The 17,732-nt window shown below is 67.9% G+C and carries 14 protein-coding genes; 10 read left to right on the top strand and 4 right to left on the bottom strand.

Annotation, left to right across the window (positions count from 1 at the left end):
• Positions 1 to 1,476: a type II secretion system ATPase GspE gene (gene gspE, locus AC1RPL_RS05015; protein ID WP_493069082.1), complete on the top strand. Its 1,476-nt coding sequence runs from the start codon at positions 1 to 3 to the stop codon at positions 1,474 to 1,476.
• Between the two features lie 128 nt (positions 1,477 to 1,604).
• Positions 1,605 to 2,831 (top strand): type II secretion system F family protein, encoded by a 1,227-nt coding sequence (locus AC1RPL_RS05010; RefSeq protein WP_493068152.1) that lies wholly within the window; start codon positions 1,605 to 1,607, stop codon positions 2,829 to 2,831.
• Between the two features lie 14 nt (positions 2,832 to 2,845).
• Here AC1RPL_RS05010 and gspN read toward each other — a convergent pair whose 3' ends face one another.
• The gene (gene gspN / locus AC1RPL_RS05005; protein WP_493068151.1) at positions 2,846 to 3,562 is read right to left on the bottom strand and encodes a type II secretion system protein N; all 717 of its coding nucleotides are present in this window, start codon (positions 3,560 to 3,562) and stop codon (positions 2,846 to 2,848) included.
• Between gspN and AC1RPL_RS05000 the strand changes: the two genes are divergently transcribed.
• The 3 genes from AC1RPL_RS05000 to AC1RPL_RS04990 all read left to right on the top strand — a co-directional run bounded on the left by AC1RPL_RS05000 (position 3,562) and on the right by AC1RPL_RS04990 (position 6,133).
• On the top strand, positions 3,562 to 4,605 hold the full coding sequence (locus AC1RPL_RS05000; RefSeq protein WP_493068150.1) for a penicillin-binding protein activator: 1,044 nt from the start codon (positions 3,562 to 3,564) through the stop codon (positions 4,603 to 4,605). The genes gspN and AC1RPL_RS05000 overlap by 1 nt on opposite strands.
• A gap of 74 nt (positions 4,606 to 4,679) precedes the next feature.
• Positions 4,680 to 5,255 carry a PulJ/GspJ family protein gene (locus AC1RPL_RS04995; protein WP_493068149.1) on the top strand — a complete coding sequence of 192 codons (576 nt, stop codon included), beginning with the start codon at positions 4,680 to 4,682 and terminating at the stop codon, positions 5,253 to 5,255.
• Positions 5,252 to 6,133 (top strand): type II secretion system minor pseudopilin, encoded by an 882-nt coding sequence (locus AC1RPL_RS04990; RefSeq protein WP_493068148.1) that lies wholly within the window; start codon positions 5,252 to 5,254, stop codon positions 6,131 to 6,133. The genes AC1RPL_RS04995 and AC1RPL_RS04990 overlap by 4 nt, the downstream gene beginning before the upstream one ends.
• 123 nt (positions 6,134 to 6,256) lie before the next feature.
• Here the strand turns inward: AC1RPL_RS04990 and AC1RPL_RS04985 are convergent, their stop codons facing one another.
• On the bottom strand, positions 6,257 to 7,582 hold the full coding sequence (locus tag AC1RPL_RS04985) for a sensor histidine kinase (RefSeq protein WP_493068147.1): 1,326 nt from the start codon (positions 7,580 to 7,582) through the stop codon (positions 6,257 to 6,259).
• Positions 7,572 to 8,972, bottom strand: a complete 1,401-nt coding sequence (locus tag AC1RPL_RS04980) for a sigma-54-dependent transcriptional regulator (RefSeq protein ID WP_493068146.1) — start codon at positions 8,970 to 8,972, stop codon at positions 7,572 to 7,574. The genes AC1RPL_RS04985 and AC1RPL_RS04980 overlap by 11 nt, the downstream gene beginning before the upstream one ends.
• A gap of 194 nt (positions 8,973 to 9,166) precedes the next feature.
• On the opposite strand from AC1RPL_RS04980, the gene AC1RPL_RS04975 reads away from it, so the two are divergent.
• The 5 genes from AC1RPL_RS04975 (at position 9,167) to pelA (ending at position 15,553) form a co-directional block, all read left to right on the top strand.
• Positions 9,167 to 9,439 (top strand): hypothetical protein, encoded by a 273-nt coding sequence (locus AC1RPL_RS04975; RefSeq protein ID WP_493068145.1) that lies wholly within the window; start codon positions 9,167 to 9,169, stop codon positions 9,437 to 9,439.
• A 49-nt stretch (positions 9,440 to 9,488) separates the two neighbouring features.
• Complete coding sequence (locus tag AC1RPL_RS04970; RefSeq protein WP_493068144.1) at positions 9,489 to 10,790, top strand: efflux RND transporter periplasmic adaptor subunit; 1,302 nt, start codon at positions 9,489 to 9,491, stop codon at positions 10,788 to 10,790.
• Positions 10,787 to 11,494, top strand: coding sequence for an ABC transporter ATP-binding protein (locus AC1RPL_RS04965; protein WP_493068143.1), 708 nt, complete (start codon positions 10,787 to 10,789; stop codon positions 11,492 to 11,494). The genes AC1RPL_RS04970 and AC1RPL_RS04965 overlap by 4 nt, the downstream gene beginning before the upstream one ends.
• A 22-nt stretch (positions 11,495 to 11,516) precedes the next feature.
• Positions 11,517 to 14,024: an ABC transporter permease gene (locus tag AC1RPL_RS04960; protein WP_493068142.1), complete on the top strand. Its 2,508-nt coding sequence runs from the start codon at positions 11,517 to 11,519 to the stop codon at positions 14,022 to 14,024.
• Positions 14,025 to 14,269: 245 nt separating this feature from the next.
• Positions 14,270 to 15,553 carry a pectate lyase gene (gene pelA, locus AC1RPL_RS04955; RefSeq protein ID WP_493068141.1) on the top strand — a complete coding sequence of 428 codons (1,284 nt, stop codon included), beginning with the start codon at positions 14,270 to 14,272 and terminating at the stop codon, positions 15,551 to 15,553.
• A gap of 300 nt (positions 15,554 to 15,853) precedes the next feature.
• Here the strand turns inward: pelA and AC1RPL_RS04950 are convergent, their stop codons facing one another.
• Entirely contained in the window at positions 15,854 to 17,725 is a 1,872-nt protein-coding gene (locus AC1RPL_RS04950; RefSeq protein WP_493068140.1) for an ABC-F family ATP-binding cassette domain-containing protein, read from the bottom strand.
• Between the last annotated feature and the right edge of the window lie 7 nt (positions 17,726 to 17,732).

Here is a 17,732-nt window from a genome sequence, read left to right as displayed (position 1 = left end):
ATGCTGATCCTCACCGACGATGCGCCCGCGACTCTGCCCTACAGCTTCGCCCGCCGCAACGGCGTGCTGCTGCGCTTCACCGATGCCGGCGTGGAATGCGTCCACAAGGCCGGCGCCGCACTCGATGGCCTGCTCGAAGTCCAGCGCCTCGCGCCCGGCGCGCGTTTCGTCTCGGTGCCCGACGTGGAATTCGACGCTGCCCTGAGCGCGGCCTATTCGGGTGCAGGTGCCGCCGCCGACATCGATCTCGGCGACATGGACCTGGCCGCGCTCGCCGACAGCGCCGCGTCGGTGGACGACTTGCTCGACACCCGCGACGACGCGCCCGTCATCCGCCTGATCAACGCGCTCCTGCTCGAAGCCGTGCGCGAAGGCGCGTCGGACGTGCATATCGAGACGCAGGAAAAGCGCCTCGTCGTCCGTTTCCGCATCGACGGCGTGCTGCGCGACATGATCGAGCCGCCTCGTGCGCTGGCGCCGCTTCTCGTCAGCCGTATCAAGGTGATGGCCAAGCTCGACATCGCCGAGCGCCGTATCCCGCAGGACGGCCGCGTGACGCTGCGCATCGGCGGCCACGACGTCGATGCCCGCGTCTCGACCATCCCGACCCAGCATGGCGAGCGCGTCGTAATGCGTCTGCTCGAAAAGGGCTCGCTGCGCCTCGACATGGAAGTGCTCGGCATGAGCGAGCGTGACCGGGGTGTGTTCAGCCGCCTGCTCGAGCGCCCGCACGGCATGCTGCTCGTCACCGGCCCCACCGGCTCGGGCAAGACCACCACGCTCTACGCCGCGCTCCACAAGCTCAACGACCGCAAGCGCAACATCATGACGGTCGAGGATCCCATCGAATATGAGCTGGCGGGCATCGGCCAGACCCAGGTCAATGCGCGCACCGACATGACCTTCGCCCGCGGCCTGCGCGCGATCCTGCGCCAGGATCCCGACGTGATCATGGTCGGCGAGATCCGTGATCAGGAGACTGCCCAGGTCGCCGTGCGCTCGTCGATGACCGGCCATTTCGTCCTCTCCACGCTCCACACCAACAGTGCGGTCGGCTCGGTCACCCGCCTGATCGACATGGGCGTCGAGCGCTATCTCCTCGCCCCGATGGTCGTCGGCCTTTGCGCCCAGCGCCTGGTACGCAAGCTCTGTCCCAACTGCGCCCGGCAGGACGAGGCGACCGAAGCGGATTCGCTTCTTCTCGGCGGCGCGCTCGCACCCGGCAAGAAGCTCTGGCGCGCGGTCGGCTGCGCGGAATGCCACGACGAAGGGTATCGGGGGAGGGCAGGCCTCTACGAAGTCGTCGCGGTGGACGAGAAGTTCCAGAAGCTGATCCATGACGGCGCGTCCGAAGCCGATCTCGAGGTGCATGCCCGCAAGGAGAATCCGAGTCTTCTCGATGATGGGCTGGCGAAGATCGAGGGTGGCGTGACCACGGTGGAAGAAGTCGCCCGGGTGGTGAGGGAGGAAGGGTGAGCATCCTCACCGCCGCTCCTTTTTCCGTCATCCCCGCGAAGGCGGGGATCCAGAGCCAAGAACGGAATCGCCTGTTACCCTGGATCCCCGCCTTCGCGGGGACGACGATGATGGGTAGGGCTCGCTAAATGCCCGCCTATGCCTACCGCGCCGCCGACAAGGCAGGCGCCTCGAAGAAAGGCATCATCGAAGCCTCCAGCCCCTCGGCGGCCCGCGCGCTGCTGCGCGAGCGGGCGCTGCTGCCACTCTCGGTCGAAGTCGCCGCGGAAAAGGGCGCGATGCTCGGCAGCATCCAGCTCCCGCGCCTGCGCCGCCCCGGTCTCTCGGCCAAGGCGCTCGCCACCGTCACCCGCCAGATCGCCACGCTCGTCGGCTCGGACATCGCGATCGAGGAAGCGTTGCGCCTCGTTGCCACCCAGTCCGAACAGGCGGCCATCAACTCGCTCCTCCTCGACGTCCGCGCCGCGATCCTAGACGGCCGCAGCTTCGCCGCCGCGCTCGCCCAGCACCCCAAGGCCTTTCCCGAATTCTACCGCGCCTCGGTCTCCGCGGGCGAGGCCTCGGGCAAGCTGCCCGACGTGCTCAACCACCTCGCCGAGTTCGTCGAGAACCGCTCGGCCAATGGCCAGAAGCTGCAACTGGCATTGATGTACCCCGCGCTGCTCGCGCTCGTGTCCTTCGGCATGATGGCGCTGCTGCTCGTCTATATCGTGCCGGACATCGTGAAGGTGTTCGTCTCGCGCGGCGCCGACCTGCCGTTGCTTACCCGGCTGCTGATCGCGGTGAGCTGGTTCCTCCAGAATTTTGGATTGTACCTGCTGCTCGGCCTCGCCGTCGCGGCGCTGCTCTTCTTCCGCTGGGCCCGCGTCCCCGCCAATCGGCTGCGCATCGATCGCTTCTTCTCGGAGAATCGCCCGTTCCGCCGTTTCAGCCGCCAGCTCAGCGCCGCACGTTTCGCAGGCAGCCTCGCGACGCTGGTGGGTAGCGCCGTCCCGCTGGTCGATGCCCTCCACGCCGCTGCCGCGGTCACGCCCAACCTCTGGGTCCGCCAAAAGGCAGTCGGCGTCGCCACCCGTGTCCGTGAGGGCATCAGCCTGCGCGCCGCGATGACCGAGGCGGGGGTCTTCCCCTCGATGCTCGTCGCGATCGTCGCCTCGGGCGAAAGCTCGGGTCGCCTCGCCCCCGCGCTTGGCCGCGCCTCCGACGAGCTTCAGCGCGAGCTCGACGCGCTCGTCTCCACGCTCGTCGCTCTGGTCGAGCCGCTGGTGCTGCTGGTGATGGGCGGGCTGGTGCTGATGATGGTGCTGGCGATCCTGCTGCCGATCATCAATTTGAACAACCTTGTGGGGCTTTGACGGACGCTAGCGCGTCACATCTGCCCCTGGATCCGCGCCCCAGCCGGCAGCCCCACGAACGGCAGCACCGCCGCCCCGTCCGGCGTCATCGAGATGTCGAGCGACCCGTCCTCGCCCAACACTGCGGTCATCAGCATCCTCATCCTCTGGGCCGAAGGCGCGACCCGGATCGTCGTGCGGTCGCCGACATGCTCGGCAGTGATCAGCAGCGCGGGGACTGCCACCGGTCCGCCGCCATTCTTGGCACGGCAGCTGCCCGGATCGGTGGTGACCTTGCCATCCGCCATCCGCGCGCCGCCACCGGTGGCGATGCGCTGCATCTCGACCTGCATCGCCAGGTTGCAGGTGAAGGGCAGGTTCGGCTGCAGCGCCCGTATCAGGCTGGCATCCGCCGATCCGCTGACATGGTCCAGCACCGTCCGCCCGCCGATATGCTGGAGCATCTGCCCGCCCAGGTCGGTGTTCGGCCCCGTCGCCTTCCAGTCCGCGGCAAAGCCCAGGCTGGTCAGCGAGCGCAGCGGCGCCATCTTCCACGAGAAGCTCGCTCCGCCGGCGACACCCACTTCGCCGGCCCAAACCGTCCCCGCCACGCCGGTGCGCCAGGTGCCGTTGGGAAAGATCACGCTCGCCGGCATCGTCACGATCAGCGCGAGCAGATACGCCCCTATGCCGAGCAGGACGAAGAGGATAATAGAGCGCCGTGCCCCGCCCTCAATTCCCAGAGTCGGCAATGGATCGACGGACCCTGCTGAAGTCGCTGCAATCAGGCCTGGTCGCGTCAGCGGCATCGGTCGTGCTTCCCTCTGTCGTGTTCGCAGCGGACAAGAAGAAGGACAAGCGCCCGATCGCCTTGTTGCTGCCGCTCACGGGCCCGCGAGCGCGGCTGGGGCTTAGCATGCGGCAGGCCGCGTTGCTCGCGGAAAACAGCGCCTATGTGCAGAGCTTCGACACGGGCGGCACCGCCACCGGCGCCGCCGCGGCGGCAGCCCAGGCGCTCAAGCTCAAGCCTGCGCTGATCCTCGGGCCGCTCAGCGCCGAGGAAGTCCCCGCCGTCTCCGGCGCCGTCGCCGGCCGCATCCCTGTCATCGCCTTCAGCAACGACAGCGTTCTGCGCGCGCCCGGCACCTGGATCTTCGGGATCACCGCGGGGCAGGTGACCACCGCGATCCTGCGCTATGCGCGCGGCCGCGGCGTGAAGTCGGTCACGATGATCGACGACGGCTCGCCCTGGGCCGCCGCCGCCGCGCTCGCCGCCGGCAGGGCCGAGGCCGAACTCGGCATCGCCGTGCGCATTCTGCAGGTCAAGCCCGGCCAGCCGCTCCCCAATGCGGGCGAGGTGCCCGACGCCATACTCCTGCCCGGCGCCGGCGAAGCCGTCCTCGCCGCCGCCCGTGCGCTCAAGGATAGCGGCGTCCAGCTGCTCGGCACCTTCCAGGGCCTCGACAATCGCCCGGCGGCCCTCGCCGCGCTCGAAGGCGCCTGGCTCGCCAGCCCGGACCCGAACGCCTTCGGCACCTTCGCCGCCGCCTTCCAGGCGCGCAACGGCGGCGAGCCCGGCACGATCGCCGCATTGGCCTATGACGCCGCCGGCATCGCCAACGCCCTGCGCGCCGACAACCGGCTGAGCATCGAGGGGCTGATGGACGCCAAGGGCTTCCACGGCGTCACCGGCCCGGTCCGCTTCCGTACCGACGGCTCGGTCGCCCGCGACTTCGCGATCGTCGTCGCCGGCCCGACCGGCTACCAGCCCGTGGCGGCGAGCTCGGGCTCCTAGGTCTTGTGCGCACCGATATTTTCTTCCGTCACCCCGGCGAAAGCCGGGGCCCAGAGCCAAGAGCGGCGTCGCCTGTGACCCTGGGTCCCGGCTTCCGCCGGGATGACGAAGGGGAGGGGAGCGAAAGCGGCTTCACCCTGATCGAGCTGATGATCTCGCTCGGCCTGTTCGCGCTGATCGCCGTCGCCGGCCTCGCGCTGGTCGATGGCATCATCAAGGTCCAGGGCCGCACCGAGAAGCGCCTCGATCGCCTGGCCGATCTCCAGCGCGCGATGTTCGTGGTCTCCAGCGACATCGACCAGATCTCGCGCGGGCAGGTCTCGGGCGGCGGCGAGAAGCTCAATTTCACCCGCGCCGCACCCGGTTTCGGCGGCCCCGCGGTGCCGCTCCAATATTCGGTGGCCAACGGCAATCTCGTTCGCGGCTCGGGAGCGATGGTCCAGTCCGTCATCGCCGGCGTCGCCGACGTCCGCTGGCGCTTCTTCGATGGCAGCGCCTGGGCCGATCGCTGGCCAATGAAAGACGAAGACAAGGACAAATGGCCGCGCGCCATTGCGATCGAGTTGCAGGCCGCAGGGCCCGGCGGCACGCCCGGCGCGCTGCGCCGCGTGGTCACGCTCCCCGATCAGGCGGAGTATCCCAAGGAATGAAACGGGTCCGCGAAAGCGAAGCGGGGATGATCCTCGTCAATGTGCTGATGTTCGTCGCGATCGCGTCTGGACTTGTGCTATTGCTAATCAATCGCGAAGAATTGGCGCTCGATCGGGCGCTGCGAACCCGCGAGGCGGCGCGTGCCTTGGCCGTCGTTCGCGGCGGCGAACTCTCCGCCGTGGTGGCGCTCCGCCGCGACATGGTCGCCGCGCCCAATGAGGACGATCTCACCGAGCCCTGGGCCAAATTGTCGGAGAGCGGCGCCCCGATCCAGGGCGGTACCTTCGATCTCGCCATCGCCGACGCCGAGGGCCGCTTCAACCTCAACGCGCTGCGTGCAGGCGATGCCGGCGCGATCGTGCTGTTCCAGACGATCGCCAAGGATGTCGGCCTGTCCCCCGAGGATACGGTCAAGGCGATCGCCTATATCCGCCTCTATGGCCCGCTCACCGATGTCCGCCCGATCCGCCTTGCCGGCTTCGATCCGCAGGCGACCGCGCGGATGGAAAAGCTGGTGACGGCGCTGCCCGGCACCACATCGATCAACTTGAACGCCGCCGATCCGGAGATGCTGCGCGTCCTGTTCCGCGACCCGCTCGCCGCCCAGCGCCTGGCCGAGATCCGCCTGCGCAACGGCAAGCTAACGCTCAAGGACCTGAGCGACCTCAACCTGTCGCTGCCTTGGGGCACCAGCTTCCGCTCGGGCACCTTCTGGGTCCGCACCCGCGTAACGATCGGCACCACCAGCCAGCAGGCCGCCGTGCTGATCCAGCGCGTGCTGCGTACCGACGGCAAGATCGCGGTGGGGGTGGTCGAGCGCTGGCGCGGGGCGAGCGTGCCGCCCGAGGCGCCGGGGTTTGTGGCCGCCAAAAACTAAAGCCGTCACCCGAGCCACTATTCGTCACCCCGGCGAAAGCCGGGGCCCAGGGTTTCTCTGTCGTGTCGCTTGCGACCCTGGGTCCCGGCTTTCGCCGGGATGACGGGAATAGGCGAGCTAGGCCTACAACAATATCCGAAACAGCGCCCCACCCCCAGGCGCATCGACGATCTCGATGCTCCCGCCATGCGCCACCACGATCTGCCGCGCCAGGTTCAGCCCCACGCCCGTGCCCGCCGCACGGGTGGTGAAGAAGGGCAGGAATACGTCCTGGCGCAGTCCCTGGGGTACGCCCGGGCCATTGTCCTCCACTTCGATCACCAGCGCCTCGCGCTCGGCGAACAGTCGCAGCGCCAGCGCCGGCTGGCATTCCTGTCCGGTCATTGCCTGTGCTGCGTTCTGCAGCAGGTTGATCAGCACTTGGGCGAGCAAGTCCGGGTCGGCGTCGATCGCCAGCCGGGCAGGGCGCACGTCAATCGCCAGCGGCAGCTCGGGCGCGCGTGCCGCGAAGATGCGGCCTAGTTCCTCGGCCCAGGGTCCGGCGGCGAAGGTCTGGCGCTGGATGTCGGGGGTATTCGCCACGGCGCGATAGGCTTCGATGAAATGCCCCAGCCCATGCGCGCGCCGCGCCAGCGTGGAGACCGCCGTGCGTGCATCGCCGATCCGCGGATTGCTCGCCAGGTCGGGATCGTCGAGCAGGTCCGCCGCCGTCGCCGCCAACGAGGTGACAGGGGTCAGCGAGTTCAGGATCTCGTGCGTCAGCACGCGCACCAGGTCGGTCTGCGCGGCCATCTCCACGGCGTCGAGCGTGCCCTGGATCGGCTGCACCGTCACTGCCCGAATGCTGCGGCCGAGCCGTTCGAGCGTTCCCGAGCGGACAAGCACGCGCTGCGTCCGCCCCTCGATCGCCAGCAGCAATATCTCCGCCGCCGCATCGCCGCCTTCCAGCCGCTTGGCCAGCGTCGCGCCATAGACCGAATAATCCGCGGCGCGTCGCCCCGGCGCATCGCGGAACAGGCGCCGGGCCGCCTTGTTGGCCGGCGCGACCTGGCCCGCGCCGTCGACGGTGAGCAGCGCCACCGGCATGTCGTCGACCAGCGCCTCGAGGAAGCGCATCTCCGCCGCCGTCGCAGCCTGGCGGGCCCGCAGCCGGTCCATCGCGCTGTCGAGCGACTTGCCCAGCTCCTCGAACCCACCGCCACGCGCGCCGCCGAACCGGGCCGAGGTGTCGTCGAAGCGCAGCGCGTCGATGAATCGCGCCACTGCGAAATTGGTGCGCGATACGTGCCACCAGAGCCCCCACACCGCACCTGCGACCAGCAGCAGCGCCACCAGTCGCGCCGCGCCCAGGCCCGGCGTCACGAACGCCAGCGCCACCGCGGTCAGCGCGCCCGTCAGCGCTACGATCCAGGCTATCAGGCCGAGCGTGAAGCGCCGGTCAAAGCCCATGTTTCTCCATCCGGCGATAGAGGGCGGCGCGCGACAGGCCGAGCTCGCCCGCGGCCAGCGAGATATTGTAGCCGTGCTTCTTCAGCGCTTCCTCGACCAGCCGGCGCTCGACCCGCTCCAGGTTCAGGTCGTCGGCGGGCCCTGGCACGGCGGCGGGCGCGACCACCGCGGCCGGCGCGATCCGCGGCATCGCACGGACCAGCGAGAAGTCCTCGGGCTCCAGCGCCCCTTCGCGCGCCAGGATCACTGCGCGCTCCAATGCGTGGCGCAGCGCGCGGACATTGCCCGGCCAGTCATGCTCGAGCAGCAGCATCCGCGACGCCGGGCTAAGCGCCGGCACGGGCCGTCCGTAGCGCTTGGCGTAATGCTGGAGATAATGGTCGATCAGCTGCGGCAGATCCTCGCGCCGCTCGCGCATCGGCGGCAGGTCGATCTCCACCGTGTTGAGGCGGAAGAGCAGATCCTGGCGGAAATGCCCCTCGTCGCGCAGCTTCTCGGGCGGCAGGTTGGTCGCGGCGATCACGCGGATGTTGACCGGCACCGGCTTGTTTGCGCCCACCGGCGTCACCTGGCGCTGCTCGAGCACCGTGAGCAGCTTGGGTTGCAGCCGCAGCGGCAGATTGCCGATTTCGTCGAGGAACAAGGTGCCCCCGTCCGCTGCCTGGATTCGGCCCACCCGGTCCGTCCGCGCATCGGTGAAACTGCCCTTCACATGGCCGAACAGCTCTGAATCGATCAGATCCTCGCTGATCGCGCCCAGGTCCACGGTCAGCATCACCTGGTCCGCGCGCAGCGACTGGCGGTGCAGTTCGCGCGCCACCAGCTCCTTGCCCGTACCGTTCTCGCCGAGCACCAGCACATTGGCATCGGTCGGCGCCGCGCGGGTGATCAGCGAATGCACCCGCGCCATTGCCGGCGAGTTCCCGAGCAGGGGCGATGCGCCGGCCTGGACCGCCGGGGCAGGGGCCGTGCCCGTGCCGCCTACGGCCTTGCGCGAGCGCCGCAGCGATGCCGCGGTCCGCACCGTTGCGAGCAGCTTGTCGTTCGACCAGGGCTTGGAGACGAAGTCGGTCGCCCCGCGCTTCATCGCCGCCACCGCGACCTGCACCCCGCCATGCGCGGTGATCATCACCACCACCATCTCCGGATCGACCGCGAGCAGCTTGTCGAGCCAGGCCAGTCCTTCCGAGGCATCGGTGGCGCCGCGCGCGAAATTGGCGTCGAGCAGCACCGCGTCGGGCGTGCGCGCCTGAATCAGCGGCAGCGCCTCTTCGGGGCTGCGCACCGCCTCGACGTGCTTGAACAGGCGCCGCAGCAGCAGCCGCGACGCCATCAGGATATCCTCGTCGTCGTCGATCACGACGCAGAATTCGAATTCCGGATCGCCCATGCTGCCTACTCCCGTACATCCACTGTGCGGAAGCGGACAATCAATTTGCGTGCCAAGCTGGTGCGATTGTCCGGACTGCCCTCTGACCCAGACAAACTCCCCGTCACCCCGGCCTCGAGCCGGGGTCTCGCTAGCTTGCGGGCGTCAGAAAAAGCGGGACCCCGGCTCAAGGCCGGGGTGACGAAGAAGGCGACTTGGCACGGCTCGTGCTGAACCAGCTGCATCACGAAAGGCGGGGCAGGCACATGCTGCGGAACGGAACAAGCAAGGGAAAGGCGCTCGCGGCACTCTCCGCGCTGGCGATTCTCCTCGCAGTCCTGCCGCATGGCCGCTTCGGGTTCGACCTCCGGCTGGGCGCCGCCGGCGCGCGGGCGATGCTCGATCTCGGCCTGGTTTCGTTTCGGATAGCGTTCGATTCCGGACGCTCGTGTCCGGAATCGAACACTTGCCCAGCGGCGCTGCGGTGATCCGCGTGAGGGATAATCGGCTGGCATGGCTGTTGCTAGGAATGGGGGCATGACGATCTTGCGGATGCACAAGGACAAGGGAGCGGTCTCCGGCTCCGGGATGGACCAGGTGGTCGAGACGCGCCGGCTCTCGACGCCCCTCAAGATCGCGCTCGGCGTCGCCGCCGCCTTGCTCGCGGCGGTCGCCTTCTGGTGGTTCGCCCCATCGGGCGCCAGCCAGACCATCGGTGCCGACCGCGTGACCATTTCCAGCGTCACCCGCGGCACCTTCGACGATTTCATGCCGCTGCGCGCCCGCGTCACGCCGCTCCTCACTGTCTATATCGATGCCGTCGAGGGCGGCCGGGTCGAGAAGATGCTGGTCGAGGACGGTGCCACCGTCGCCGCCGGCCAGCCGATCGCGTTGCTCTCGAACGCCGAACTCCAGCTCTCCACGCTCGCCCGCCAGACCGAGGTCGAGCAGCAGATCAACAACATGCGCAGCCAGGAGCTGGCGCTCGCCCAGACCCGCCTCTCCAACGAGCGTGCCGTGCTCGCTGCCGAGACGGTCTACGAGAAGGCCAAGCGCCAGTATGACCGCGAGCGCCCGCTCGCCGGCAAGGGCTTCGTCTCGGGCAAGCAGTTTGCCGATACCCAGGCCGATTACGAGCTGAGCCAGCGCAATCTCGCAGCCCTCAAGCGCAGCCAGAGCACCGACGCGCGCCTCCAGGGCAGCCAGCTCTCGCAACAGCAGGCCGCAGCGCGCTCGATGCAGTCGGGCCTCTCGATCGCCCGCGCCAATCTCGACGCGCTCCAGCTGCGCGCGCCGGTCGCCGGCCAGCTCTCGGGCTTCTCGGTCCAGGTCGGCCAGTCGCTCAACCGCGGCGAGCGTGTCGGCCAGATCGACAGCCCCGGCCGCAACAAGCTGATCGCCGGCGTCGACGAATTCTATCTCGGCCGCGTCCAGCTCGGCCAGAAGGCGGCGCTCGACTGGGCCGGCAAGCGCTTCGAGGCCAAGGTCACCAAGATCTATCCGCAGGTGCAGAACGGCCAGTTCCAGGTCGATCTCCAGTTCCTCGCGGCCGAGCCGCCCCAGCTCCAGCGCGGCCAGACGATGCAGGCGCGCCTGACGCTCGGCGATCCGGCGCCCGCGCTGTTGATCCCCAACGGCGCCTTCTACAACGACACCGGCGGCGCCTGGGTCTTCGTCGTCGCCCCCGGCGGCGGCTCGGCGGAGAAGCGCAATGTGCGCCTGGGCCGCCGCAATTCCGATTTCGTCGAGGTGCTCGAAGGGCTCGAGCCCGGCGAGAAGGTGATCACCTCGCCCTATACCGGCCTCACCGACAAGACGCGCCTGGACCTGACCAAATGACGAACCAGAAAGGGAATCCGATGCTGCTGCAGATGCGCGAACTCTCCAAGGTCTATCGCACCGACACGGTGCAGACGACGGCGCTCGACGCGATCGACCTCGAGATCGCCCAGGGCGAGTTCGTCGCGATCATGGGTCCGTCGGGCTGCGGCAAGTCGACCTTGCTCAACATGATCGGCATGCTCGATAGCCCGTCCTCGGGCAGCTACCAGTTCAACGGCCAGGAAGTCGCCGGGCTCTCCGAGAGCAAGCTCGCCGATGTCCGCAAGGAGAATATCGGCTTCATCTTCCAGAGCTTCAACCTGGTCGACGAGCTGTCGGTGCGCGACAATATCGACCTTGCCTTGCTCTACCACAATGTCCCCGCCGCCGAGCGCAAGCGCCGGGTCGACGAAGTGATGGACCGCACCGGCATCGCCCACCGCGCCAAGCACCGCCCCAGCCAGCTCTCGGGCGGCCAGCAGCAGCGCGTCGCCGTCGCCCGCGCGCTCGTCGCCAGCCCCAACCTCATCCTCGCCGACGAGCCGACCGGCAATCTCGACACCCAGCACGGTGAGGAAGTGATGCACATGCTGCAGACGCTGAACGCCGAGGGCTCGACGATCGTGATGGTCACCCACTCGCCCGCGCATGCCGATTACGCCGGCCGCATCGTCTCGATGCTCGACGGCCGCGTCCTGCACGAGCGCCGCCGCGCCGCCTGAACGACGAGAGGGGAGAAAGCCCATGTGGCGCAATTACGTGACCGTCGGCCTGAGGGCCTTGGGCAAGAACAAGGTCTATGCCTTCATCAATATCTTCGGCCTGGCGATCGGCCTGGCCGCCTGCCTGCTGATCCTGCTCTATGTCCGCTATGAGCGCAGCTATGACGAGTGGATGCCGGCGAGTGACCGGATCTTCCAGTTCCAGAGCACCTATCAGAGCAAGGCCTCTGCCGATCGCTTTGACAACCAGGGTGCCCCCTATGTCACCAAGCAGGCGCTGCTGAAGCAGTTCCCGCAGATCGAGAGCGCCACCTATTTCGGCGGCGGCGCGACGATCAACGTGATCAAGGATGGCCGTGCCATCTCGCCCGACGAAGCCCGGCTGACCGACACGCCGTTCTTCGACACGATCCCGCTCCCGATGGCCCGCGGCGATCACAAGGCGCTGGTCCATCCCGGCACCGCCGCACTCAGCGAGAAGCAGGCGATCAAGCTGTTCGGCACCACCGACGTGCTCGGCAAGTCGCTCACGATCGAAGCGCTGGGGGTGAAGGCCGATTACCGGATCACCGGCGTGTTCAAGGATCTTCCCAAGAACTCGCACATGGATCTCGATCTGCTGCTGCGCGCCGATTTCCCGAGCCTCTATGCGCAGGGCGAGAACCCGCGCTTCCTCACCGAATGGGGTTGGACCGGCGGCTGGGTCTATGTGAAGCTGCGGCCGGGCGTGAACGTCGCCGATCTCAATCGCCAGATGCACGCCTGGGAAAAGGCCAACATCCCCGATGAGATCGACAATGGCCGCCGCTCCAATATCGGCGACGAGCGTGAATATGCGCTGGTCAACGTCCGCGACGTCCATCTCGGCGAGGCCCAGGGTTCGGCGATGACGGCGGGCAACGACCGGACCTCGATCGCCACCTTCGCGGTGATCGCGCTGCTGATCCTCATCATGGCCTGCATGAACTTCACCAACCTCGCCACCGCCCGCGCCAGCCAGCGCGCGCGCGAAGTGGCGCTGCGCAAGGTGCTGGGGGCGACGAAGCGCCAGCTCATCACCCAGTTCCTCGGCGAATCCGTGCTGCTCACTGCCATCTCGATGCTCGTCGCGCTGGCCGTGACCGAGATCGCGCTGCCTTGGTTCTCGGCCTTCCTCGATGCCGATCTCGACCTTCATTATTTCGGCAGCGACGGCCTGTTGCTGCCGGTCCTCGGCCTGGTGCTGCTGGTCGGGCTCGCTGGCGGCATCTATCCGGCCCTCTATCTGTCGCGCTTCCAGCCGGCCCAGGTGCTCAAGGCCAACAAGTCCGCGTCCGAGGCGGAAGGGTCCGGCCGGCTGCGCAGCGCGCTCGTCGTCGTCCAGTTCGCTGTCTCGATCGGGCTGATGACCTGCACCGCGATCGTCTATTCGCAGACGATGTACGCTCGCACGCTCGACCCCGGCTACAAGCGCGAAGGCCTGATCCAGGTCTATGGCGTCGGGGCCAAGTCCCTGCGCGGCACCGAGGATGCGCTGCTCCACGAAGTTCAGGCGATCCCCGGGGTCGAGGCTGTCGGCCGCACCGGCATCGGCGTCAACACCGGCAACACCTCGAACACCACGGTCACGGTTCCCGGGCGGGACGAGCCGGTGAGCATCGGCGTCTACGGGGTCGATCCCGGCTATTTCAACGCGATGGGCATCCGCACCGTCGCCGGCCGCCTGTATGACCGCAATCGCCCGGCGGACGACATGACCACTCCGGTGCCGGAGGACCCCGCCGCCGAGATCGCAGTGGCCAAGCGCGGCGGCAGTCTCGTCATCAACGAGGCGGGCGTGAAGCGCCTGGGCTTCGCCAGCGCGCAGGATGCGATCGGCAAGACGATCCAATACGGTATCAAGGAGGAATATGGCGGCTCGATGCCGCTGACGATCATCGGCGTGGTGGCGGATTCGCGTTTCCGCACGGTGAAGACGCCGATCGAGCCGATCATGTTCGTCTACGACACCCACAGCGTCTTCTGGATGATCGTCCGCTACAAGGGCGATGCGATCGCGACGATGAAGGGGCTGGAGAGCACCTGGCGCCGCTTCGCGCCCGAACTGCCCTTCGACGGCGACTATGCCGATGCGATCATGGGCCGCACCTACAAGCGGATGGACGCCCGGGCCCAGCTGTTCGGCCTGTTCTCGCTGCTCGCCGTCGCCGTCGGCTGCCTCGGCCTGTTCGGCCTCGCGGCCTTCACCGCGGAACGCCGCACGAAGGAGATCGGCATCCGCAAGGTGCTCGGCGCGCGCACCGCGGACATCATCCGGCTGCTCGTCTGGCAGTTCACGCGGCCGGTGGTGATCGCCAACCTGATCGCCTGGCCGGTCGCCTGGTGGGCGATGCGCGGCTGGCTCAACCAGTTCGATGGGAGGATATCGCTTGGACCCGTGCCCTTCCTGCTGGCGGGCTTCACCGCATTGCTGATCGCGGTCCTCACCATCGGCGCCCACGCCTTCCGCGTTGCGCGCACCAATCCGGTTCATGCCCTGCGCTACGAGTAGGCGCGTCAGTTCAGGGTCATGGCGGCGGGTGAGGGGGCAACTCCTCGCCCGCTTTGCATTTCCTGCAGCGGATCCCGCGCTCCATTCCGTCACCCCGGCGAAAGCCGGCGCCCAGGGTTTCTCTGCCGCGTCGCTCGTGGCCCTGGGTCCCGGCTTTCGCCGGGATGATGGAAGGGGACATTGGCCCCTCTAGCGCTTCCCGACCAACCCGCTATCCTGCGCCCAAACCAAAATCGGGAGGGGATATGATTCGTATCGCAAAGATCGGCCTGCTTGCAGGGCTGGCGATGACACCGGTGGCATATGCGGCGGTAGAGGTTATCGGCCAGATGACCCCCGCCGAACCGATCACCAAGGCGCGGATCGCCGCACTTCCCGTCGCCCAGCAGCGCGCCTGGAACGTCTATCTCGACCGATCGACCGAACTGCTCGCCGCCGACAAGGCCGCGCTCGCCGCCGAGCGGCAGGGCCTTGCCGAGATCCCCGCGCCGCCGCCGCCGGGCAAGTCGGGCGGCAGCGGTATGGACGCGAAGCAGCCGGCCGAGTGGTACGGCAAGCCCGAGGCCCGCAAGGTCGCCGACAATATCGTCAGCTTCCAGACTCCCGCCGGCGGCTGGGGCAAGAATGTCGACCGCGATGGTCCGGCCCGGGTGAAGGGCCAGCATTACGTTCCGGTGGAACATCTGCCCGCCAATGCGCGCACTGGGGACAATGAGGAGTGGAGCTATGTCGGCACGATCGACAACAACGCCACCACGTCCGAGCTGCGCTTCCTCGCCCGCGTGCAAGCGGCTGTTCCGGGCACCGAAGGTAACATCTACCGCGAGAGCTTCCTCAAGGGCGTGCGCTATCTTCTGAACGCACAGTTCCCCAATGGTGGCTGGCCGCAGATCTACCCGCTCCAGGGCGGCTATCACGACGCGCTCACCTTCAACGACGATGCGCTTTCCTCGGTGGTGACGGTGCTCGCCGATGTCGCGCGCCGCCAGGGCGACTACGCCTTCGTGTCCGAAGCGCTCGCTATCGAGGCCAAGCTTGCCTGCAACAAGGCGATCCAGCTGATCCTCAAGACCCAGGTCATCGTCGGCGGCAAGCGTACCATCTGGGGCCAGCAGCATGACGCCCTCACGCTCGCGCCGGCGGGTGCCCGAAACTTCGAACCGGCCGCTCTGTCCTCGGATGAGAGCGCGGACCTGTTGATCTTCCTGATGAAGCAGGCGGGGCGCAGTCCTTCGGTGGAAGCTGCGATCGGCGACGGCGCGGCGTGGCTCAAGGCGCATGCCATCAACGGCGTCGCCTTCGAAAAGGGCACCGACGGTCGCAAGCTCGTCCCCAAGCCCGGCGCCGGCCCGATCTGGTCGCGCTATTACGACATCCAGACCGGCAAGCCGATCTTCGGCGACCGCGACCGCAGCATCCACACCGACGTCAACGAGCTGAGCCAGGAGCGCAGGAACGGGTACAGCTGGTACAATAACGGCCCCGCCAAAGCGCTGGCGACCTACGACAAGTGGGTGGAGAAGAAGTAACCCATCGTCACCCCGGCGAAAGCCGGGGCCCAGGGTTTCCCCGCCGTCTCGCTCGTGGCTCTGGATCCAGGCTTCCGCCGGGATGACGGCGTGTTTCCTACAACCAAATGTTCTGCTAATGTTCCAAGGGTCCGCCGAAAGGCCGCTCTTTGAATCGTCCGCAAACCGCACCCGCGCAAACTTCCGCGTGCCCAAGCGTCCGCTCGCACAACCTTCGCGCTCTCGCAAAAGCGTATAGTTTACCGTTCGCCAGAAGGCCCGAACCGCCTAAACCTAGCCAACTTCCGCGATCGGAAGTGTTCAGTTCGCCGATTCCAGCGTCTCGCTCGCCCGCAGCCAGGCCGCCTCGGCCTTTTCCAGCTGCGCCTCGACCTCGCCGCGGCGCTTCATCAGCTCGCTCATCGACAGGTTCTTGAGGGCAGGCGGGGCAACGCCGCCCAAGGCGCCGTCGATCTCGGCCAAGGCCTTCTGCACCTTGGCGATCTCGCCCTCGGCGTCCTTCACTGCCTTGCGCAGGCCAGCCGAAGCCTCGCGCGCCTGGGCAGCCGCGCGGCGCTCTTCCTTCTTGTCCACCGGCGCGGCGGGGGCACCACCGGAGGGCATCGGCTCCTTGCCCGAGATCACGAACGCCGCATATTCGTCGATCGTCCCGTCGAACTCGCGGGCGGTGCCGCCATCGACCAGGAACAGCCGGTCGGCGACGAGCTCGAGCATGTGCCGATCATGGCTGACCAGCACCACCGCGCCCTTGAAGTCGGCCAGCGCCTGGACGAGCGCCTCGCGGGTATCGACGTCCAAGTGGTTGGTCGGCTCGTCGAGGATGAGGAGATGCGGGGCGTTATGGGTGACCAGCGCCAGCGCCAGCCGTGCCCGCTCGCCGCCCGAAAGCTTGCCGACCTTGGTCAGCGCCTTGTCGCCCGAGAAGCCGAAGCGGCCCAGCTGCGAACGCACCTGCACCGGCGTCGCGCCCTTCATCACCCTGCCCATCGTCTCGATCGGCGTGGCGTCGGGGTCGAGCTCCTCGACCTGATACTGCGTGAAATAGCCGACCGTCAGCTTGGTGGCGGTGGTCATCTCGCCGTCCATCACCGGCAGCTCGCCGGCCATCATGCGGGCCAGCGTGGTCTTGCCATTGCCGTTGCGGCCGAGCAGCGCGATGCGGTCGTCGGGGTCGAGCCGCAGGCCCAGCCGCGAGAGGATCGGCTTGCCGGGCTCATAGCCCACCGAGACATGGTCGAGCGTCAGTAGCGGCGGGCGCAGGCCCACCGGGCTGGGGAAGTCGAAGCGCATGCTCGGATCCTCGGACACCGCCGCGATCGGCTGCATCCGCTCCAGCGCCTTGACGCGGCTCTGTGCCTGCTTGGCCTTGCTCGCCTTGGCCCGCCAGCGATCGACGAACGCCTGGAGCTTCTCGCGCTCGGCAACCTGCTTCTCGCGCGCCGCCGCCTGCTGGGCGAGCCGCTCGGCCCGCTGCCGCTCGAACGCATCATAGCCGCCGACATAGAGCGTGGTCTGGCCGCGATCGAGGTGGAGGATATGGTCGGCGACATTGTTGAGCAGGTCGCGCTCGTGGCTGATCAACAGGATCGTGCCGCGATAGGCGCGCAGGAAGCCTTCGAGCCACATTACCGCTTCGAGGTCGAGGTGGTTCGAAGGCTCGTCGAGCAACAGGATGTCGGGGTTGAGGAACAACAGGCTCGCCAGCGCCACGCGCATCCGCCAGCCGCCCGAGAAGCTGTCCATCGGCCGCGCCTGCATCGCTTCGTCGAAGCCCAGGCCCTTGAGGATGCGCCCGGCGCGGGCAGGGGCCTCGTACGCGTCGATCTGGTCGAGCCGCTCATAGATCTCGCCCAGGCGGTCGGGATCGGTCTGCGTCTCGGCTTCGAGCAGCAGCGCGGCGCGCTCGGTATCGGCCTCCAGCACGGTGTCGAAGGCGCTGGTGGTGCCGCTCGGCGCGTCCTGGCGGAGATAGCCGAAGCGGGCGCTGCGCGGGATGTCGACCGAGCCGTTGTCGGTCTCGATCATCCCGGCGATCGCCTTCATCAGCGTCGACTTGCCGGCGCCGTTGCGGCCGATGAAGCCGACTCGCGCCTTGGGCGGGATCGCCGCAGAGGCGTTCTCGATGATCGCACGGCCGCCAAGCCGGATGGTGATGTCGCGGAAGGAAAGCATGGGCGGG

Source organism: Sphingomonas sp. GW821-FHT12D09 (genome assembly GCF_058807215.1).
Note: the sequence above shows the minus strand (reverse complement) of the source record. Positions and strands in the feature narration are given on the sequence as shown.